Annotated in this window: 16 protein-coding genes and 1 riboswitch; of the genes, 8 read left to right on the forward strand and 8 right to left on the reverse strand. The window is 59.0% G+C overall.

Annotated features, from left to right (window positions below; translation table 11 throughout):
• Positions 1-40 precede the first annotated feature (40 nt).
• From rpoC to QDT79_RS05680, 4 genes are all read left to right on the forward strand, one after another.
• Complete coding sequence (gene rpoC, locus QDT79_RS05665) at positions 41-4,264, forward strand: DNA-directed RNA polymerase subunit beta' (protein WP_025304939.1); 4,224 nt, start codon at positions 41-43, stop codon at positions 4,262-4,264.
• Between the two features lie 167 nt (positions 4,265-4,431).
• The gene (locus QDT79_RS05670) at positions 4,432-4,878 is read left to right on the forward strand and encodes a GNAT family N-acetyltransferase (RefSeq protein WP_063991786.1); all 447 of its coding nucleotides are present in this window, start codon (positions 4,432-4,434) and stop codon (positions 4,876-4,878) included.
• Positions 4,878-5,342: a putative pterin-binding protein gene (locus tag QDT79_RS05675; RefSeq protein ID WP_107228113.1), complete on the forward strand. Its 465-nt coding sequence runs from the start codon at positions 4,878-4,880 to the stop codon at positions 5,340-5,342. Before QDT79_RS05670 ends, QDT79_RS05675 begins: the two co-directional genes overlap by 1 nt.
• Position 5,343: 1 nt before the next feature.
• A complete protein-coding gene (locus tag QDT79_RS05680) occupies positions 5,344-6,618 on the forward strand; it encodes a sensor histidine kinase (protein ID WP_308316274.1) in 1,275 nt (424 codons plus the stop codon).
• On the opposite strand, the gene QDT79_RS05685 is transcribed toward QDT79_RS05680, so the two are convergent.
• The 8 genes from QDT79_RS05685 to QDT79_RS05720 all read right to left on the reverse strand — a co-directional run bounded on the left by QDT79_RS05685 (position 6,604) and on the right by QDT79_RS05720 (position 14,346).
• Entirely contained in the window at positions 6,604-7,299 is a 696-nt protein-coding gene (locus tag QDT79_RS05685) for a helix-turn-helix domain-containing protein (RefSeq protein ID WP_233221947.1), read from the reverse strand. The two genes, QDT79_RS05680 and QDT79_RS05685, sit on opposite strands and share 15 nt — an antisense overlap.
• Before the next feature lie 825 nt (positions 7,300-8,124).
• Positions 8,125-9,258 carry a 2-iminoacetate synthase ThiH gene (thiH, locus tag QDT79_RS05690; RefSeq protein WP_060442886.1) on the reverse strand — a complete coding sequence of 378 codons (1,134 nt, stop codon included), beginning with the start codon at positions 9,256-9,258 and terminating at the stop codon, positions 8,125-8,127.
• Positions 9,258-10,037, reverse strand: coding sequence for a thiazole synthase (locus tag QDT79_RS05695; protein WP_308316275.1), 780 nt, complete (start codon positions 10,035-10,037; stop codon positions 9,258-9,260). The genes thiH and QDT79_RS05695 overlap by 1 nt, the downstream gene beginning before the upstream one ends.
• Position 10,038: 1 nt before the next feature.
• Positions 10,039-10,239, reverse strand: a complete 201-nt coding sequence (gene thiS, locus QDT79_RS05700) for a sulfur carrier protein ThiS (protein ID WP_016929423.1) — start codon at positions 10,237-10,239, stop codon at positions 10,039-10,041.
• Complete coding sequence (locus QDT79_RS05705; RefSeq protein WP_063991778.1) at positions 10,236-10,985, reverse strand: HesA/MoeB/ThiF family protein; 750 nt, start codon at positions 10,983-10,985, stop codon at positions 10,236-10,238. The genes thiS and QDT79_RS05705 overlap by 4 nt, the downstream gene beginning before the upstream one ends.
• On the reverse strand, positions 10,978-11,628 hold the full coding sequence (gene thiE / locus QDT79_RS05710) for a thiamine phosphate synthase (RefSeq protein ID WP_063991777.1): 651 nt from the start codon (positions 11,626-11,628) through the stop codon (positions 10,978-10,980). The genes QDT79_RS05705 and thiE overlap by 8 nt, the downstream gene beginning before the upstream one ends.
• Positions 11,621-13,564, reverse strand: coding sequence for a phosphomethylpyrimidine synthase ThiC (gene thiC / locus QDT79_RS05715; RefSeq protein WP_063991776.1), 1,944 nt, complete (start codon positions 13,562-13,564; stop codon positions 11,621-11,623). Before thiC ends, thiE begins: the two co-directional genes overlap by 8 nt.
• Positions 13,565-13,678: 114 nt before the next feature.
• A riboswitch (TPP riboswitch) is annotated at positions 13,679-13,803 on the reverse strand.
• A gap of 39 nt (positions 13,804-13,842) precedes the next feature.
• Positions 13,843-14,346 carry an Rsd/AlgQ family anti-sigma factor gene (locus QDT79_RS05720; protein WP_016929420.1) on the reverse strand — a complete coding sequence of 168 codons (504 nt, stop codon included), beginning with the start codon at positions 14,344-14,346 and terminating at the stop codon, positions 13,843-13,845.
• Positions 14,347-14,447: 101 nt separating this feature from the next.
• Here QDT79_RS05720 and nudC point away from each other — a divergent pair, with 101 nt between their 5' ends.
• The 4 genes from nudC to QDT79_RS05740 are packed head-to-tail and all read left to right on the forward strand — an operon-like array spanning position 14,448 to position 17,653.
• Positions 14,448-15,215 carry an NAD(+) diphosphatase gene (gene nudC, locus QDT79_RS05725; protein WP_063991785.1) on the forward strand — a complete coding sequence of 256 codons (768 nt, stop codon included), beginning with the start codon at positions 14,448-14,450 and terminating at the stop codon, positions 15,213-15,215.
• A gap of 38 nt (positions 15,216-15,253) precedes the next feature.
• Positions 15,254-16,318: a uroporphyrinogen decarboxylase gene (gene hemE / locus QDT79_RS05730; RefSeq protein WP_033636735.1), complete on the forward strand. Its 1,065-nt coding sequence runs from the start codon at positions 15,254-15,256 to the stop codon at positions 16,316-16,318.
• Between the two features lie 9 nt (positions 16,319-16,327).
• Entirely contained in the window at positions 16,328-17,014 is a 687-nt protein-coding gene (gene nfi / locus QDT79_RS05735) for a deoxyribonuclease V (RefSeq protein ID WP_063991775.1), read from the forward strand.
• A 48-nt stretch (positions 17,015-17,062) separates the two neighbouring features.
• Positions 17,063-17,653, forward strand: a complete 591-nt coding sequence (locus QDT79_RS05740) for a YjaG family protein (RefSeq protein WP_025304951.1) — start codon at positions 17,063-17,065, stop codon at positions 17,651-17,653.
• The last annotated feature ends 150 nt before the right edge of the window (positions 17,654-17,803 follow it).

Raw genomic sequence — 17,803 nt, forward strand, 5'->3', positions numbered from 1 at the left:
GTGGGTACCCAACAGGTTTAACTCCGACAGGAGCCAATCCGTGAAAGACTTATTGAAGTTTCTGAAAGCGCAAACTAAGACCGAAGAGTTTGATGCGATCAAGATTGCTCTGGCCTCGCCAGACATGATCCGTTCGTGGTCGTTCGGTGAAGTTAAGAAGCCGGAAACCATTAACTACCGTACGTTCAAACCTGAGCGTGACGGCCTTTTCTGCGCCCGTATCTTCGGGCCGGTAAAAGATTACGAGTGCCTGTGCGGTAAGTACAAGCGCTTGAAACACCGCGGCGTGATCTGTGAGAAGTGCGGCGTTGAAGTGACCCAGACCAAAGTGCGTCGTGAGCGCATGGGCCACATCGAGCTGGCTTCGCCGACCGCGCACATCTGGTTCCTGAAATCGCTGCCATCCCGCATCGGTTTGCTGCTGGATATGCCGCTGCGTGACATCGAACGCGTACTGTACTTCGAATCCTATGTGGTGGTCGAAGGCGGTATGACCAACCTCGAGCGTCGTCAGATCCTGACCGAAGAGCAGTATCTGGACGCGCTGGAAGAGTTCGGTGACGAATTCGACGCCAAGATGGGTGCGGAAGCCATTCAGGCCCTGTTGAAAAACATGGATCTGGAAGCCGAGTGCGAGCAGCTGCGTGAAGAGCTGAACGAAACCAACTCCGAAACCAAGCGCAAGAAGCTGACCAAGCGTATCAAGCTGCTGGAAGCGTTCGTACAGTCCGGCAACAAGCCGGAGTGGATGATCCTGACCGTGCTGCCGGTACTGCCGCCGGATCTGCGCCCGCTGGTTCCGCTGGATGGCGGTCGTTTCGCGACGTCGGATCTGAACGATCTGTATCGCCGCGTGATCAACCGTAACAACCGTCTGAAACGCCTGCTGGATCTGGCTGCGCCTGACATCATCGTGCGCAACGAAAAGCGTATGCTGCAAGAAGCGGTAGACGCCCTGCTGGATAACGGTCGTCGCGGTCGTGCCATCACCGGTTCCAACAAACGTCCTCTGAAATCTTTGGCCGACATGATCAAAGGTAAGCAGGGTCGTTTCCGTCAGAACCTGCTCGGTAAACGCGTTGACTACTCCGGCCGTTCCGTCATCACCGTAGGTCCATACCTGCGTCTGCATCAGTGCGGTCTGCCTAAAAAGATGGCGCTGGAGCTGTTCAAACCGTTCATCTACGGCAAGTTGGAGCTGCGTGGCCTGGCCACCACCATCAAAGCCGCCAAGAAAATGGTTGAGCGTGAAGAAGCCGTCGTTTGGGATATCCTGGACGAAGTGATCCGCGAACACCCGGTACTGCTGAACCGTGCACCAACCCTGCACCGTTTGGGTATCCAGGCGTTTGAACCGGTTCTGATCGAAGGTAAAGCGATCCAGCTGCACCCGCTGGTTTGTGCGGCCTATAACGCCGACTTCGACGGTGACCAGATGGCTGTTCACGTACCGCTGACGCTGGAAGCCCAGCTGGAAGCGCGTGCGCTGATGATGTCCACCAACAACATCCTGTCCCCAGCGAACGGCGAGCCAATCATCGTTCCTTCTCAGGACGTTGTACTGGGTCTGTACTACATGACCCGCGACTGTGTTAACGCCAAGGGCGAAGGCATGGTGCTGAACGGTTCCAAAGAAGCTGAGCGTGTTTACCGCGCCGGCCTGGCGTCTCTGCATGCGCGCGTTAAAGTGCGTATCACCGAAGACGTCAAGAACGCCGAAGGCGAATGGACTTCTCAGACCAGCATCATCGACACCACCATCGGCCGCGCCATCCTGTGGATGATCGTACCGAAAGGTCTGCCGTACTCGATCGTTAACCAGCCTTTGGGCAAGAAAGCGATCTCCAAGATGCTGAACACCTGTTACCGCATCCTGGGCCTGAAGCCGACCGTTATCTTTGCTGACCAGATCATGTACACCGGTTTTGCTTACGCAGCCCGTTCCGGCGCTTCCGTAGGTATCGACGACATGGTTATCCCGGCCAAGAAAGCGGAGATCATCGAAGAAGCGGAAACCGAAGTTGCCGAGATCCAGGAGCAGTTCCAGTCTGGTCTGGTTACCGCCGGCGAACGCTACAACAAAGTGATCGATATCTGGGCAGCAGCGAACGAACGCGTTGCGAAAGCGATGATGGAAAACCTGTCGGTAGAAGACGTGGTTAACCGTGACGGCGAAGTGGAACAGCAAGTTTCCTTCAACAGCATCTTTATGATGGCCGACTCCGGTGCGCGTGGTTCCGCCGCTCAGATTCGTCAGCTGGCCGGTATGCGTGGTCTGATGGCGAAGCCGGATGGCTCCATCATCGAAACGCCAATCACCGCGAACTTCCGTGAAGGTCTGAACGTACTCCAGTACTTCATCTCCACCCACGGTGCTCGTAAAGGTCTGGCGGATACCGCACTGAAAACCGCGAACTCCGGTTATCTGACTCGTCGTCTGGTTGACGTGGCGCAGGATCTGGTGGTGACCGAAGACGACTGTGGCACTCACGACGGCATCCTGATGACTCCGGTTATCGAAGGTGGCGACGTGAAAGAGCCGCTGCGTGAACGCGTTCTGGGCCGTGTGACGGCAGAAGATGTCCTCAAGCCGGGTACGGCGGACATTCTGGTGCCACGCAACACCCTGCTGAACGAGAAGGCGTGTGACCTGTTGGAAGAGAACTCTGTCGACAGCGTTAAAGTCCGTTCCGTGGTGAGCTGTGAAACCGACTTTGGTGTGTGTGCAAACTGCTACGGTCGCGACCTGGCACGTGGCCACATCATCAACAAAGGTGAAGCCATCGGCGTTATCGCGGCCCAGTCCATCGGTGAGCCGGGTACACAGCTGACGATGCGTACGTTCCACATCGGTGGTGCGGCATCTCGTGCGGCTGCTGAATCCAGCATCCAGGTGAAAAACAAGGGTAGCCTCAAGCTGAGCAACGTGAAGTTCGTTATGAACGCAGCGGGCAAGCTGGTGATCACCTCGCGTAACACCGAACTGAAACTGATCGACGAATTCGGCCGTACCAAAGAAAGCTACAAGGTGCCTTACGGTGCCGTGATGGGCAAAGGCGACGGTGAAGAAGTTAACGGCGGCGAAACCGTCGCTAACTGGGATCCGCACACCATGCCGGTCATCAGTGAAGTCAGCGGCTTCATTCGCTTCGCGGATATGGTTGACGGCCAGACCATTACTCGCCAGACCGACGAACTGACCGGTTTGTCTTCTCTGGTCGTACTGGACAGCGCAGAGCGTACCGGTAGCGGTAAAGACCTGCGTCCGGCACTGAAAATCGTTGACGCTCAGGGCGAAGACGTATTGATCCCAGGTACTGATATGCCTGCTCAATACTTCCTGCCGGGCAAAGCGATCGTTCAGCTGGAAGACGGCATTCAGATCGGTGCGGGTGATACCCTGGCGCGTATTCCTCAGGAATCCGGCGGTACCAAGGATATTACCGGTGGTCTGCCGCGCGTTGCCGACCTGTTCGAAGCACGTCGTCCGAAAGAGCCGGCAATCCTGGCTGAAATCAGCGGGATTATCTCGTTCGGTAAAGAGACCAAAGGTAAACGTCGCCTGGTGATCTCTCCGCTGGACGGCAGCGACGCTTACGAAGAGATGATTCCGAAATGGCGTCAGCTCAACGTGTTCGAAGGCGAAGTGGTGGAGCGTGGCGACGTCGTTTCTGACGGCCCAGAGTCTCCGCACGACATTCTGCGTCTGCGTGGCGTGCATGCGGTTACCCGCTACATCACCAACGAAGTGCAGGAAGTTTACCGTCTGCAAGGCGTTAAGATTAACGATAAGCACATCGAAGTTATCGTTCGTCAGATGCTGCGTAAAGGCACCATCGTTAGCGCTGGTGGCTCCGAGTTCCTGGAAGGCGAGCAGGCTGAAGTGTCTCGCGTCAAGATTGCCAACCGTCAGCTGGAAGCTGAAGGTAAAATCGCGGCAACCTTCTCGCGCGATCTGCTGGGTATCACCAAGGCTTCCTTGGCGACCGAGTCCTTCATCTCCGCTGCATCGTTCCAGGAAACGACGCGCGTTCTGACCGAAGCTGCCGTAGCCGGCAAGCGTGATGAACTGCGTGGCCTGAAAGAGAACGTCATCGTGGGCCGTCTGATCCCAGCCGGTACCGGTTACGCTTATCATCAGGATCGCATGCGTCGTCGTGCTCAGGGTGAAGCGCCGGTTGTTCCGCAAGTCAGCGCGGAAGAAGCGACGGCTAACCTGGCCGAGCTGCTCAACGCAGGCCTGGGCGGCAGCGACGACGAGTAATCGTCATCCGCGCCGCGGGCCCGGCATGCCGGGCCCATCGCCAGATAAACCGCCCCCTCGGGGGCGGTTTTTTTTCGCCTCATGCCGGGGAAGAGCAAACTTTGCTACTATGGTTACAGCAGAAATTGACCGGCGCTTTTTACCTGATAACCAAGGACAGTGCGAACATGGACAGCCTCATTACCTTCGAGAAACTGACGGCGCAACACCTGCCTTACCTGTATGAGATCCGCTTTTCCGTTGAAGAAAACCTGCTGCACCCGCATCAGATCCAGTATCTGCAGCGCAAACAGGCGCTGGAGGATATCGACCAGGGCGGCGGCTGGATCTGCAAGCATGGCGACGACTATGCCGGCGTTGGTTTCGGGTTATTCATCCCTGAACCGCTGATCGGCGGCCTGTTCGTGAAGCCGGAATACCAGTCGAAGGGGATCGGCTCCGCCTTGCTGGCACGGGTCACTACCTGGATGTTTGAGCACGGCGCCGAAGCGATCCACTTAACCACCGATCCCGGCTCCAAAGCCGAAGGCTTTTATCAACATCATGGCTGGGTCGTGGTCGGGCAGGATGAGTTTGGCCAGGCCGAACTGGTGAAACGCAAAGAGGGTGAATAATGACAATCAAAGGATTGATGACGTTCCTGCTGCTTTCGCTGTTCAGCGCGCCGCTGTATGCGGCCGTTGACTATTTTTACCTCAAACCGCTCGACGGCGAGAAGATCAAGATAACTCGGCAGATGCTGGAAGCGATGCCGCGGCATACGATTAAAACCTCGACCAATTTCACCCCGGAAGATACGTTCACCGGCGTTGAGTTTGCGGAGCTGGTGAAAGCCTATCACCTGAAAGGCCAGTCGGTGCGCGCCTTCGCCTGGGATGATTACTCCTATTCGATGCCGATCGATGAGATGATTAAATACCGCGTGATCGTCGCCTACCAGCGCGGCGGTAAGCCGATCGACGTTGGGGAACTGGGGCCGTTCGCCATTATTTATCCGCGCGATGGCTACGCCGAGCTGAATAACCTGGATGTGAATGCGAAAACCGTCTGGCAAGTTAAACGGTTGGATCTGAAATAAGATGAGCAAAAAACTGATCGGTACTCTTATCGCGTTGGTTGCCATCTTTTCCTTATTGATTTTGTTGATTGCTATTAACTTCGGCGGCGTAAAAGAACGCTATAAGCAGATCGAGCCCAATCTGGACAACTACTCGGTGGCCGAGATCCTCTTTCTGGCGTTTGAAAGGACCAAAACCGCGCTGCTGCTCAGTAAAAACAACGACTACGACGCCTTCCAGATCAAAAAGAAAATCTTCTACTCGAAGATTCAGATCCTGGAGAGCCGTTCGACCTTCAGCGACTCTTTTTATTACGACGACGAGTTCATCAAGAATGTCGCGCTGCTGAAGCAGCAGTACCGCACGTTGGATGAGCTCTCCGCCGGCTTGCTGGTGGGGCAGAGAAACAAGGCGGACATTCTCTCTTATATGGATGATATTGAGGGCACGCTGGTCGATATCCAGGAAATTATTTATCGGATACAGATTAAAAACTTTACCGAAGTGAAAGGCATCATCCAGGACAACTCGAGTAAAGCCGAGATGTTCGCCCTCTTTTCGCTGATTTTGGTATTCCTGATGATGTTCCTGGTGCTGAGAAATGCCTTCTCGTTGAAAGAGATCATCAAGAACAAGAACATCTTTATCTCTTCCATCTACCACGAGATCGCCGGTTCGACCCAGGCCATCGTCATTGCCGCGGATATCATGGAGCACGAGCTGGCGCAGGAAGAGTTGAAAAAAGAAGCCCGCCTGGTCTCCTATCACGGTAATAAGATCGCCGAACAAACGCGCGAGGTGATGGATTATTCACGGCTTGAGATGGGGGAAGTCAAAATCAATATTTCCACCTTCCGGCTGAATGAGGTGGTGGACGATGCCGTAACCGGTATCGGCGCCGGGCGCGGCAATCGCCTCATGATTCACCGTTCGTCTTATGCCGGCCTGATTGGTTCTGATAAATACAAGCTCTACCGAATATTGGCCAACCTGCTCAGCAACGCGGACAAATTTACCCACCACGGCGCGATCGCCCTCAATGTGAAGGTGTGTCACGGTAATCTGTATTTGCGGGTAAAAGACACCGGCATCGGGTTTAACGTCGATAACCTGGATCGGTTATATAAGGCGTTCAATCAGGGGGTGGAAAGGGAAACGCGGCAGGGGTTGGGGCTGGGGCTGACCATTATCAAAAATTACGTCACGACGATGAAAGGCACCATTAGAGCCAAATCCGTCGAAGGGGTGGGCTCATCGTTCTTGGTCCGCATCCCGGTCAAACTAATTAAAGAATAGGTTCGACAGCAGCAGCGAAGAGATAATCAGCGGCTTGGTCGGTTTTTCCACCAGATGCACGTCATAGTGCAAGATCATATCGCCGATGTTTTTCTCGTAGTGATTCAGCTGGCCGGTCAGAATGATGATGCGGGCGTGCGGATCGAGGGCGTCTTTAATTTTCTTCACGACGCGTTCGGAGGTCTCGCCGAAGTCCAACAGCCAGTCCAGAATAAACGCCTCAAAGGACTGCTGTTCCAGCGCGGCCAGCATGGCGTCCGCCGTCTGAAAGGTCTCAGTCTCGATGCCGTATCGGCTGGCGATCTTCTTCAACAGTTCGAGAATATCGCCGTCATTATCCAGGATCGCGATACGCGGGGCCGGCAGAAAGTCAATCTTGTTGACTTTGTACAGCGGAGCCTCGGCGGCATGTTCCCGATTGGTGTTGATGATGAAAAGATCGTCTTTTTTGTAGGCGTAGGTTTCGTCGTTGTCCGCTTGCGTGACTGGGCACTCGTCGACTTCAATGCTGCAGCGCTTGTGAATGCTGTTCATGATAAAGACGCCGTTATGCGTCCTTTGGCCGGCGAAGGGCTCGTTGAAGTACTGGAAAACCTTTTTGACTTCATCGAGGGTGATGCCCCTTTTGCCATCCAGTTTCTGTTTGGCGCTGTTGTACTGAAGGTTCAGTATGTTGGCCATCGTGGAGGCATGTTTTCTGTCGCCAACTCCTTTCAGAGTGAGCAACGCGCTGATTGCATCGATGTAATTTGGCGTTTTCTTCATGACAACCTTGGCTTTTTTTGATGTTGACCGCGAGCGCTGAAAAACCTGCGCGAGGACCCGTGCTGGATTATAGATGATGCCCCGGCGGTTGCGGCGATATCAGTTTGATTTTCCTTGGCAAACTCATAACACACTCGATATCAAATAAAAAAACACTCAAAAGACATTCACATTTAATCGTTTGTATGGTTAATTAGCGCACATACTGTGTGATTCGCGTCCTGGGGGGGTGCCAGTCTCACAAAATAAACCGCCTGCTCTTGTCCGTAAGCAGGGAGCAGGCGGCAAAAAAGCTCTGCAGCCAACACCAGGGCCATTGGCAGTACCGGGGATGACCATTCGAACCTCTCTTCGTCGCTGTATCTTCTTTTTCCCCGTTCCTCACTTTTCTGCCGTAACAGCGCCCTATGAATATCACTCCTGCGTGAATACCGAACGCAACTAGACCATCTTTCTGACTGCCCATTAGCCGACAAGACAACCTGCCCGTACGCTTTTACAAGCCGTGATACGCGACATGCGCGTTGCCGCGGACGAGGGCCCGGCGTCGCGCAAGAGAATCTCCGACGCGATCCGGGATGGGATAAGGCGGGGCCATCGAGAGGGAGACGGCCCCGGCCGGCACCGGGTTTGGTGGCCGGCAAGGCCACTATAGCCGGAGAGCTTGCCGGCGCCAGCGCCACCGTTCGGCATTGCGCGGCCGTTCCAGCGTTTTCTTCACGCGGCGGTAAACGTTGCCGTTTATTGCGCGCTGCGTCCCAGATAATCGTCCCAGTCTTTCCACACCGGCTGCAGCCCGGCATTGCTGATGGCCTCGGCGACCTGCTGCGGCGTGCGGCCGTCGTGCGGCTCGAACTGTTCCAATTCCGGCGGTACGTCGTCGGCATAGCCGCCGGGCTGCGTCTTGGATCCGGCGCTGACGCTGTTGATCGCCACCGGGATCATGTGATCGCGGAAGTACGGCGACTCACGCGTAGACAGCGACAGCTCAACGTCCGGCGCGAACAGCCGGAAGGCGCAGATCAGCTGCACCAGCTGGGGCTCGCTCATGATCGACGCCGGTTCAATACCGCCGGCGCAGGGGCGCAGACGCGGGAACGAGATCGAGTAGCGGCTCTGCCAGTAGGTTTGCTGCAGGTAGAACAGATGTTCCGCCAGCAGGTAACAGTCGGTGCGCCAGCTGTTGGACAGGCCGATCAACGCGCCGAGGCCGATCTTGTCGATTCCGGCGCGCCCCAGGCGATCCGGCGTGGCCAGGCGCCAATGGAAATCCTGCTTCTGGCCGCGCAGATGGTGCTGCAGATAGGTGGCCGGATGGTAGGTTTCCTGATACACCAGCACGCCGTCCAGGCCCAGCGTTTTCAGTTCGGCGTACTCGTCCTGCGCGAGCGGCTGCACTTCCATCATCAGCGAGCTGAAGTGGCGGCGGATCGCCGGAATGTGCTGACGGAAATAGTCCATGCCGACCTTGGTCTGATGCTCGCCGGTGACCAGCAACAGGTGTTCGAACCCCAGCGCCTTGATGGCTTCGCACTCGCGTGCGATCTCCGCCGCATCGAGCGTTTTACGCTTGATGCGGTTGCTCATTGAAAAGCCGCAGTAGGTGCAGTCGTTGGCGCACAGGTTAGAGAGGTACAGCGGCACATAGAAGCTGACGACGTTGCCGAAGCGCTGACGGGTCAGCTGCTGCGCGCGCTGCGCCAGCGGTTCCAGATACGGCGCGGCGGCGGGGGAGATCAGTGCCATAAAGTCGTCGCGCGTCAGCTTGTCGGCATTCAATGCGCGTTCCACGTCGCGTGCGGTTTTGCCGTTGATGCGCAGCGTAATATCGTCCCAATCCAGCTGTTGCCAGCGGCTACTGAAATCGTCGGCCATCACTGTGCCTCCTCTGGCTGGCTGAGGAAGGCGGTCAGCGGGCTGGAGGCGGCCGCACTGCGCTGGCTTGAGCCTAATCCGGCGCTGCGCGCCAGCTCGCCGGCTTCCAGCGCCAGGCGAAACGCCCGTGCCATTCCTACCGGATCGCGCGCCACGGCGATGGCGGTATTCACCAGCACCGCGTCGGCGCCCAGCTCCATCGCTTCCAGCGCGTGGCTCGGCGCGCCGATGCCGGCATCGACCACCACCGGCACCTTGGCCTGTTCGATGATGATCTCGAGCAAGTCGCGGGTGCGCAGACCGCGGTTGGAGCCGATAGGGGCGCCGAGCGGCATCACCGCCGCACAGCCCACCTCTTCCAGCCGTTTGCACAGCACCGGATCGGCGCCGCAGTAGGGCAGCACCACAAAACCGTCTTTCACCAGCGTTTCCGCCGCCTTCAGCGTTTCTATCGGATCCGGCAGCAGGTATTTCACATCGGGATGGATCTCCAGCTTCACCCAGTGGGTGCCGAGCGCTTCGCGCGCCAGCCGGGCGGCGAACACCGCTTCGGCGGCGGTTTTGGCACCGGAGGTATTGGGCAACAGCCTGACGCCCAACTGCTGCAGCGGCGCCAAAATGGCGTCGTTGCCGCCGCGCAGATCGACGCGCTTCATGGCCATGGTCACCAGCTGTGAGCCGGAGGCCGCCAGCGCCTCCAACATCAGCGCCGGGGTGGCGAACTTGCCGGTGCCGGTGAACAGGCGCGAGGTAAAAGTGGTATCGGCGATTTTCAGCATGTCAGCCTCCGGCGATCGCTTGAAACAGCAAAATGTCGTCACCGTCCTGCACCTGATGGTCGGCCCAGTCGGCGCGTGGGATGATGGTTTGGTTGATCGCCAGCGCGGTGCCCGGCTGGTGGCGTTCCAGCTGGGTCAGCAGGGCGGCGACGCTGAGCGGCTGCGCCAGCTCCAGCGGTTGATCGTTCAGTCGGATCTTCATGCCGCGCCTCCGCATACCGGGCAGGTGCGGGCCTGGCTCAGTTGCAGCGTGCTCCAGCTCTGCTGCTTGCCGTCGAACAACCGCAGTTTACCGCTGAGAGAGGAAGGCATGCCGGCCAGCATTTTGATGGCTTCCAGCGCTTGCAGAGTGCCGATCACGCCCACCACCGGGCCGAGCACCCCGGCGGTGCGGCAGTTGCGTTGCGGCTCTTCCTGTTCCGGGTACAGGCAGGCGTAGCAGCCATGCGCATAGGGCGGCTCGAGCACCAGCAGCTGGCCGCTGAAACCGACCGCGCTGCCGCTGATCAGCGGTTTGGCGGCGGCAATGCAGGCGGCATTGACCTCATGGCGGGTCGCCATATTGTCGCAGCAATCCAGCACCAGGTCGGCGCGGGCGACCGCGTCGCGCAGCGCTTGCCCCTGCAGCCGCTGCGCCAGCGGGATGGATTCTACCAACGGGTTCAATGCCTGCAGGTGGCGTTGCGCCAGCGCCGCCTTGCCGGTGGCGGTATCGGCGCTGCGGTAGAGAATTTGCCGCTGCAGGTTGGTGACGTGCAGCTGGTCGTCGTCGGCCAGCAGCAGCGTGCCGACGCCGGCGGCGGCCAGATACAGCGAAGCCGGGGAACCGAGCCCGCCTAAACCGACGATCAGCACCGTGGCGCGCTTGAGTTTCTCCTGGCCTTCCGGGCCGACGTCCTCCAGCAGCAGCTGACGGCTGTAGCGCAGGAATTCCTGATCGTTAAGCATCGTTCGGATCCTCGCCTTCGATCAGCCGCAGCAGCTCGGCCGTCGCCGCGCGCCAGTCCGGCGCCTGGGTGATGGCGCTGACCACCGCCACGCTGCCGACGCCGCACGCCAGCACCGCCGGTACGCGATCGATGCTGATCCCGCCGATCGCTACCGTCGGGTAATCCGCCAAATCGGCGATATGGCGCTTCAACTCCGTCAGCCCCTGCGGCGCCGAAGGCATGTCTTTGGTCTGGGTAGGGAAGATGTGCCCCAGCGCGATGTAGGACGGTTTCACCGCCAGCGCGCGCGCCAGCTCGGCGTCGTCATGGGTGGATACGCCCAGCCGCAGCCCGGCGCGGTGGATGGCCGCCAGATCGGTGGTATCGAGATCTTCCTGGCCCAGATGTACGCCGTAGGCGCCGTGTTTGATCGCCAGCCGCCAGTAGTCGTTGATGAACAGTCGCGCCTGATAACGCTGGCCCAGCGCGATGGCGGCGGCGATATCCTCTTCGACCTGCTCGTCAGGCAGATCCTTGATGCGCAGCTGGATCGTGGTGACGCCGGCCTCCAGCAGGCGAGCGATCCACGCCACGCTGTCGACGACCGGGTAAAGCCCCAGCTTGTGGGGCGTAGCCGGGAAGGGGGTCGTGATATCAGTCATTGCTTGTCTCCTCTTGCAGGGTGCCGGCGCTGTGATACAGCTCGCTGCCGCGGGCGCGGAACTCGGCGGACATTTTCTCCATGCCGGTCAGCTGTACTTCGATCGGCTTGGCGGCTTCCTGGGCGGCGGCGTAGTCGCGCACCTCCTGCGAAATTTTCATCGAGCAGAATTTCGGCCCGCACATCGAGCAGAAGTGGGCGACCTTGCCGGATTCCTGCGGCAGGGTTTCGTCGTGATAGGCGCGCGCGGTGGCCGGATCGAGCGCCAGATTGAACTGATCTTCCCAGCGGAATTCGAAACGCGCCTTGGACATGGCGTTATCGCGGATCTGCGCGCCCGGATGGCCTTTGGCCAGATCGGCGGCGTGAGCGGCGATCTTGTAGGTGATCAGGCCCTGTTTGACGTCCTCTTTGTTCGGCAGGCCGAGGTGCTCTTTCGGCGTGACGTAACACAGCATGGCGCAGCCGAACCAGCCGATCATTGCCGCGCCGATGCCGGAGGTGAAATGGTCATAGCCCGGGGCGATATCGGTGGTCAGCGGGCCGAGGGTGTAGAACGGCGCTTCGTGGCAGTGTTCCAGCTCTTCGGTCATGTTGCGGCGGATCATCTGCATCGGCACGTGGCCCGGGCCTTCGATCATCACCTGCACGTCGTATTCCCAGGCGATTTTGGTCAGCTCGCCCAGCGTATGCAGCTCGGCGAACTGGGCTTCGTCGTTGGCGTCCTGAATCGAGCCGGGGCGCAGGCCGTCGCCGAGCGACAGCGAAACGTCGTAGGCGGCGCAGATCTCACAGATTTCACGGAAATGCTGATAGAGGAAGTTTTCCTGATGGTGCGACAGACACCATTTGGCCATGATCGAGCCACCGCGCGACACGATGCCGGTCAGGCGTTTGGCGGTCATCGGCACGTAGCGCAGCAGCACGCCGGCGTGGATGGTGAAGTAGTCGACCCCTTGCTCCGCCTGTTCCAGCAGCGTATCGCGGAACATCGCCCAGGTGAGGTTTTCCGCCACGCCGTTGACCTTCTCGAGTGCCTGGTAGATCGGCACGGTGCCGATGGGCACCGGGCTGTTGCGCAGGATCCACTCGCGGGTTTCGTGAATATAGCGACCGGTTGAGAGATCCATCACGGTGTCCGCGCCCCAGCGGGTGGACCACACCAGCTTCTCCACCTCTTCTTCGATCGACGACGTGACCGCCGAGTTGCCGATATTGGCGTTCACCTTCACCAGGAAATTGCGGCCGATGATCATCGGCTCCGCCTCCGGATGGTTGATGTTGGCGGGAATGATGGCGCGGCCGGCGGCCACTTCCTGACGCACGAACTCCGGCGTGATGTTGTCCGGCAGGTTGGCGCCCCAGCTCTGGCCCGGATGCTGGTGGCGCAATACCTCGCCCCGAATGCGCTCGCGCCCCATGTTTTCACGGATGGCGATGAACTCCATCTCCGGGGTGACGATACCGGCGCGGGCATAGTGCAGCTGGGTCACGCACTTGCCCGGCAGCGCCCTGCGCGGCAGCGGCAGTTGCTCGAAGCGCAGGTGATCCAGCCCCTCGTCCGCCAGCCGCTGTTGGGTGAAGCCGGAGCTGGCGCCGCTGAGGGTGGCGGTATCGCCGCGCGCGTCGATCCAGTCGGCGCGCAGCTTGGCCAGGCCGGCGTGTACGTCGAGCTCGGCCTGCGGATCGCCGTAGGGGCCGGCGGTGTCATACACCGGGATCGCCTCGTTGGGTTCATACTGCGGGTGGTCTTTGCTGCCGCCAAGCAGGGTCGGGCTGAGCTGAATTTCGCGCATCGGCACCTGGATATCGCTGCGCGAGCCTTGCAGATAGATGCGGCGTGAGTTCGGGAAAGCCATGCCTTGCAGGGTGTCGATAAACTGCTGGGCGGCTTCGCGTTGCGCTTTACGAGCGCGCGGTGGATTAACGTTAGACATAGCAAGTTCCTACCAGTGTGTTGGGTTGGGAAAGTTGCTTGTCTGGAGCTCGGAGGGAGTAATGATGGTGGCCGATCAGGCAGGGCGCCCACAAGGGGAAGGCCGTGCCTGTGGCGATAGATTACTCTTGTTCCCTTCGCGGGTATTAACCCGATCAGGTTCCGCGGATCCCGAATTAACGGTCTCAGCCTGGCTGATTCGATGAACAAATCAGGCGCTAGGCACTCCGACAAGATGCCCCCCAGTATAGGAGGGATAAGAAAAAAAACTATAAAATTTTAACGCGCCGGATCCAGCGTCTGGTCCGGCAGCGGTTGCTGTGCGGCTTCCGCCTCCAACTGGATCAGCTTATCTTCCAGCGCAAAGCGCGCCGCCAGCGTTTCGCCGATATCCGACAAGGCCTGGTGGAATTCCAGACAAACCTCCTGATCGATATCCACTTCGGTATAGCGATCGTGGAACGCCATGATCTGTTCGGTATTGGCCCACAGCTTGGGGTAGATGTTCACCGCCAGCGACATTTTCGGACTGGCTGCGCCTTCCACTTGTTTGATAATTCTGTCATAGATATGAAAATGCCCTGCGGAGAGGTAATCCACCAGGTTGTGGCAAAAGTTCTCCAGCGCTTTTTCATTCAGCGGCGTATGCTTTTCTTTATTCGGTTTGAGGCCTACCAGCGTGCAGTAGGCGACCAGCAACTGTTTGCGGGCCTGAAGCCATTGATCAACTAATTCATTACTACCGCCAACGCGCTGAGTCAGCCTTTCCAAACGGTTGAGCATGTTTGACTCCGTGTAAGTAATAAAAGTAACCGGTAAGTTATTAAAATGTAACAAAGCCGATTCGTAGAGTGCCAGTGAAGCTGAGGTTGTGCAACAACGATATGGAACTTGCATTAACGGGCAATGAAAACGGCTGGTGGATTGTCAGCCATGAAAGCAAACTTTGGTTACCGAACGGTGAATTGCCGTCGGGGACTGCCGCCGCTCTTGGGCTGCGGGGCCACATGGCGCGCACCATCGGTGAATGGGAGGGCGCGCCGGTCTGGCTGGTGCGCCAGGCGATGCCGCGGGAGATGGGCTCGGTGCGTCAGCTGTTGGATCAGGATCGCGGTCTGTTCCAGCTTGCCGGGCGCGGCGTGCAGCTGGCGGATTTCTACCGTTCCCATCGCTACTGCGGCTACTGCGGCCATGAGATGCACCTCAGTCGCTCCGAAAGCGCCTGCCTGTGCGGCCACTGCAAAGAGCGGTACTATCCGCAGATTGCACCCTGCGTAATCGTCGCCATTCGGCGCGAGGATCAGATCCTGCTGGCGCAACACGTGCGTCATCGCGGTGGCATCCACACGGTGCTGGCCGGCTTCGTCGAAGTGGGCGAAACGCTGGAACAGGCGGTGGCGCGTGAAGTGATGGAAGAGAGCAATATCGAAATCAAGAACCTGCGCTACGTCACTTCACAACCCTGGCCGTTCCCGCACTCGCTGATGATGGCCTTTATGGCCGATTACCATCAGGGTGACATTCGTCACGATCCCAAGGAGCTGCTCAACGCCGGCTGGTATCGCTACGACCAATTGCCGCTGTTGCCGCCGCCCGGCACCGTGGCGCGCCGGTTGATTGAGGACACCGTGGCGCTGTGCCGGGCAGAATAATGTACAATGGCCGGCAGATTATTAAGGGAGCCCCATAAATGACTGAGTTGAAGAACGATCGCTACCTGCGCGCGCTGTTGCGCCAGCCGGTGGATGTGACCCCCGTATGGATGATGCGCCAGGCCGGTCGTTATTTACCGGAGTACAAGGCGACCCGCGCCCAGGCCGGTGATTTCATGTCGCTGTGCAAGAACGCGGAGCTGGCCTGCGAGGTCACGCTGCAGCCGCTGCGCCGCTATGCGCTGGACGCCGCCATCCTGTTCTCCGACATTCTCACCATTCCCGACGCCATGGGGCTCGGCCTGTACTTTGAAGCCGGCGAAGGCCCGCGTTTCAGCTCTCCCGTTACCTGCCGCGCCGACGTCGATAAGCTGCCGGTGTTCGATCCGGAAGTGGAGCTGGGCTATGTGATGAACGCGGTGCGCACCATTCGCCGCGAGCTGAAGGGCGAAGTGCCGCTGATCGGCTTCTCCGGCAGCCCGTGGACGCTGGCGACTTATATGGTCGAAGGCGGCAGCAGCAAGGCCTTCACCAAGCTGAAGAAGATGATGTATGCCGAACCGGCCACGCTGCACCTGTTGCTGGACAAGCTGGCGGACAGCGTGATCCTGTACCTCAATGCCCAGATCAAAGCCGGCGCGCAGTCGGTGATGGTGTTCGACACCTGGGGCGGCGTGCTGACCGGGCGCGATTATCGCGAGTTCTCTTTGCACTACATGCACAAGATCGTCGACGGGCTGCTGCGTGAAAACGACGGCCGCCGCGTGCCGGTGACGCTGTTCACCAAAGGCGGCGGGCAGTGGCTGGAGGCGATGGCCGCCACCGGCTGCGATGCGCTGGGGCTGGATTGGACCACCGACATCGCCGACGCACGTCGGCGCGTGGGCGACAAAGTGGCGCTGCAGGGCAATATGGATCCGTCGATGCTTTATGCCTCCCCGGCGCGCATCGCGGAAGAAGTGGAGACCATTCTGGCCGGTTTCGGCCACGGCAACGGCCATGTGTTCAACCTGGGCCACGGCATCCATCAGGATGTGCCGCCGGAGCACGCCGGCGCCTTCGTCGAGGCGGTACACGCGCACTCGGCAAAATACCATCGTTAAGGATCTGATGTGACCGATATGGCGGCCCTGCGCGCCGAACAGCTGCGGCGCGCGGCTGAAGTCATTCGCTACGACGATCTGCCGGCCGAACCGCCGGCCTTCATCGCCGGCGCCGACGTGGGCTTCGAGCAAGAAGGGGCGGTGACGCGCGCCGCCATCGCCATCCTGCGCTATCCGTCGCTGGAGCTGGTGGAGTATCAGGTGGCGCGCATCGCCACCGTCATGCCCTATATCCCGGGCTTCCTGTCGTTTCGCGAATACCCGGCGCTGTTGGCCGCCTGGGCGCAGCTGCAGCAGAAACCGGGGCTGATCTTCGTCGATGGGCACGGTATTTCGCATCCGCGGCGTCTCGGCGTCGCCAGCCATTTCGGCCTGCTGGTCGATGTGCCGACCATCGGCGTGGCCAAGAAGCGCCTGTGCGGCAAATTTGCGCCGCTGGACGCCGCCGTCGGCGCGCTGACGCCGTTGGAAGACAAGGGTGAACAGCTGGGCTGGGTGTGGCGCAGCAAGGCGCGTTGCAACCCGCTGTTCATCTCTACCGGCCATCGCGTGAGCGTCGACAGCGCGCTGGCGTGGGTGCAACGCTGCATGGCGGGCTACCGTTTACCGGAGCCGACCCGCTGGGCCGACGCTATCGCGTCGCGGCGCCCGGCGTTTCAGCGTTGGTTGCAGCAGCATCCGGAGGTGTCGCCATGAGCGATTTCGGGTACACTGCGCCGCAGATAACGCGTAAGAGAGTAAAGCATGCTACGTAACCCGATTCATTTACGTCTGGAACGGCACGAGGCTTGGCAACATTTGACCTTTATGGCCAGTTTGTGCGAGCGTATGTACCCGAATTACCAGATGTTCTGCAAACAGACCGAGTTTGGCGATCCGGCGGTTTATCGCCGCATTCTGGATTTGGTGTGGGAAACGCTGGTGGTGAAGGACGCCAAGGTCAACTTCGACAGCCAGCTCGAGAAGTTGGAAGAGGCGATTCCGTCGGCGGAAGATTACGATCTTTACGGCGTTTACCCGGCAATTGATGCCTGTATCGCATTAGGGGAACTGATCCATTCGCGGCTCGGCGGGGAGACGCTGGAGCACGCCATCGCCATCAGCGAAACATCGATTCGCACCGTGGCGATGTTGGAAATGACTCAAGCCGGTAAGGAAATGACCGACGAAGAGTTGGGAAGTTTGCCTGCGGTAGAGGAAGAATGGGACATTCAATGGGAAATTTTCCGCCTGTTGGACGCCTGTGAAGAGCGCGATATAGACCTGATCAAGGGGCTGCGATCCGACCTGCGAGAGGCGGGTGTCAGCAACATCGGGATAAATTTAGCGCAATAAGGCAACAAAACGTGATTTAACGCCTGATTTGTCATGCCTTAAGGCTTCACATCCGCACCCTGTCTGGTCTACATTTGGGGGGCGTAAAAAAAGTGGCTATCGGTGCGTGTATGCAGGAGAGTGCTGTCAATCGGCATATCCGTCGCACTC

It is taken from the genome of Serratia marcescens, from assembly GCF_029846115.1.
GTDB lineage: Bacteria > Pseudomonadota > Gammaproteobacteria > Enterobacterales > Enterobacteriaceae > Serratia > Serratia marcescens_L.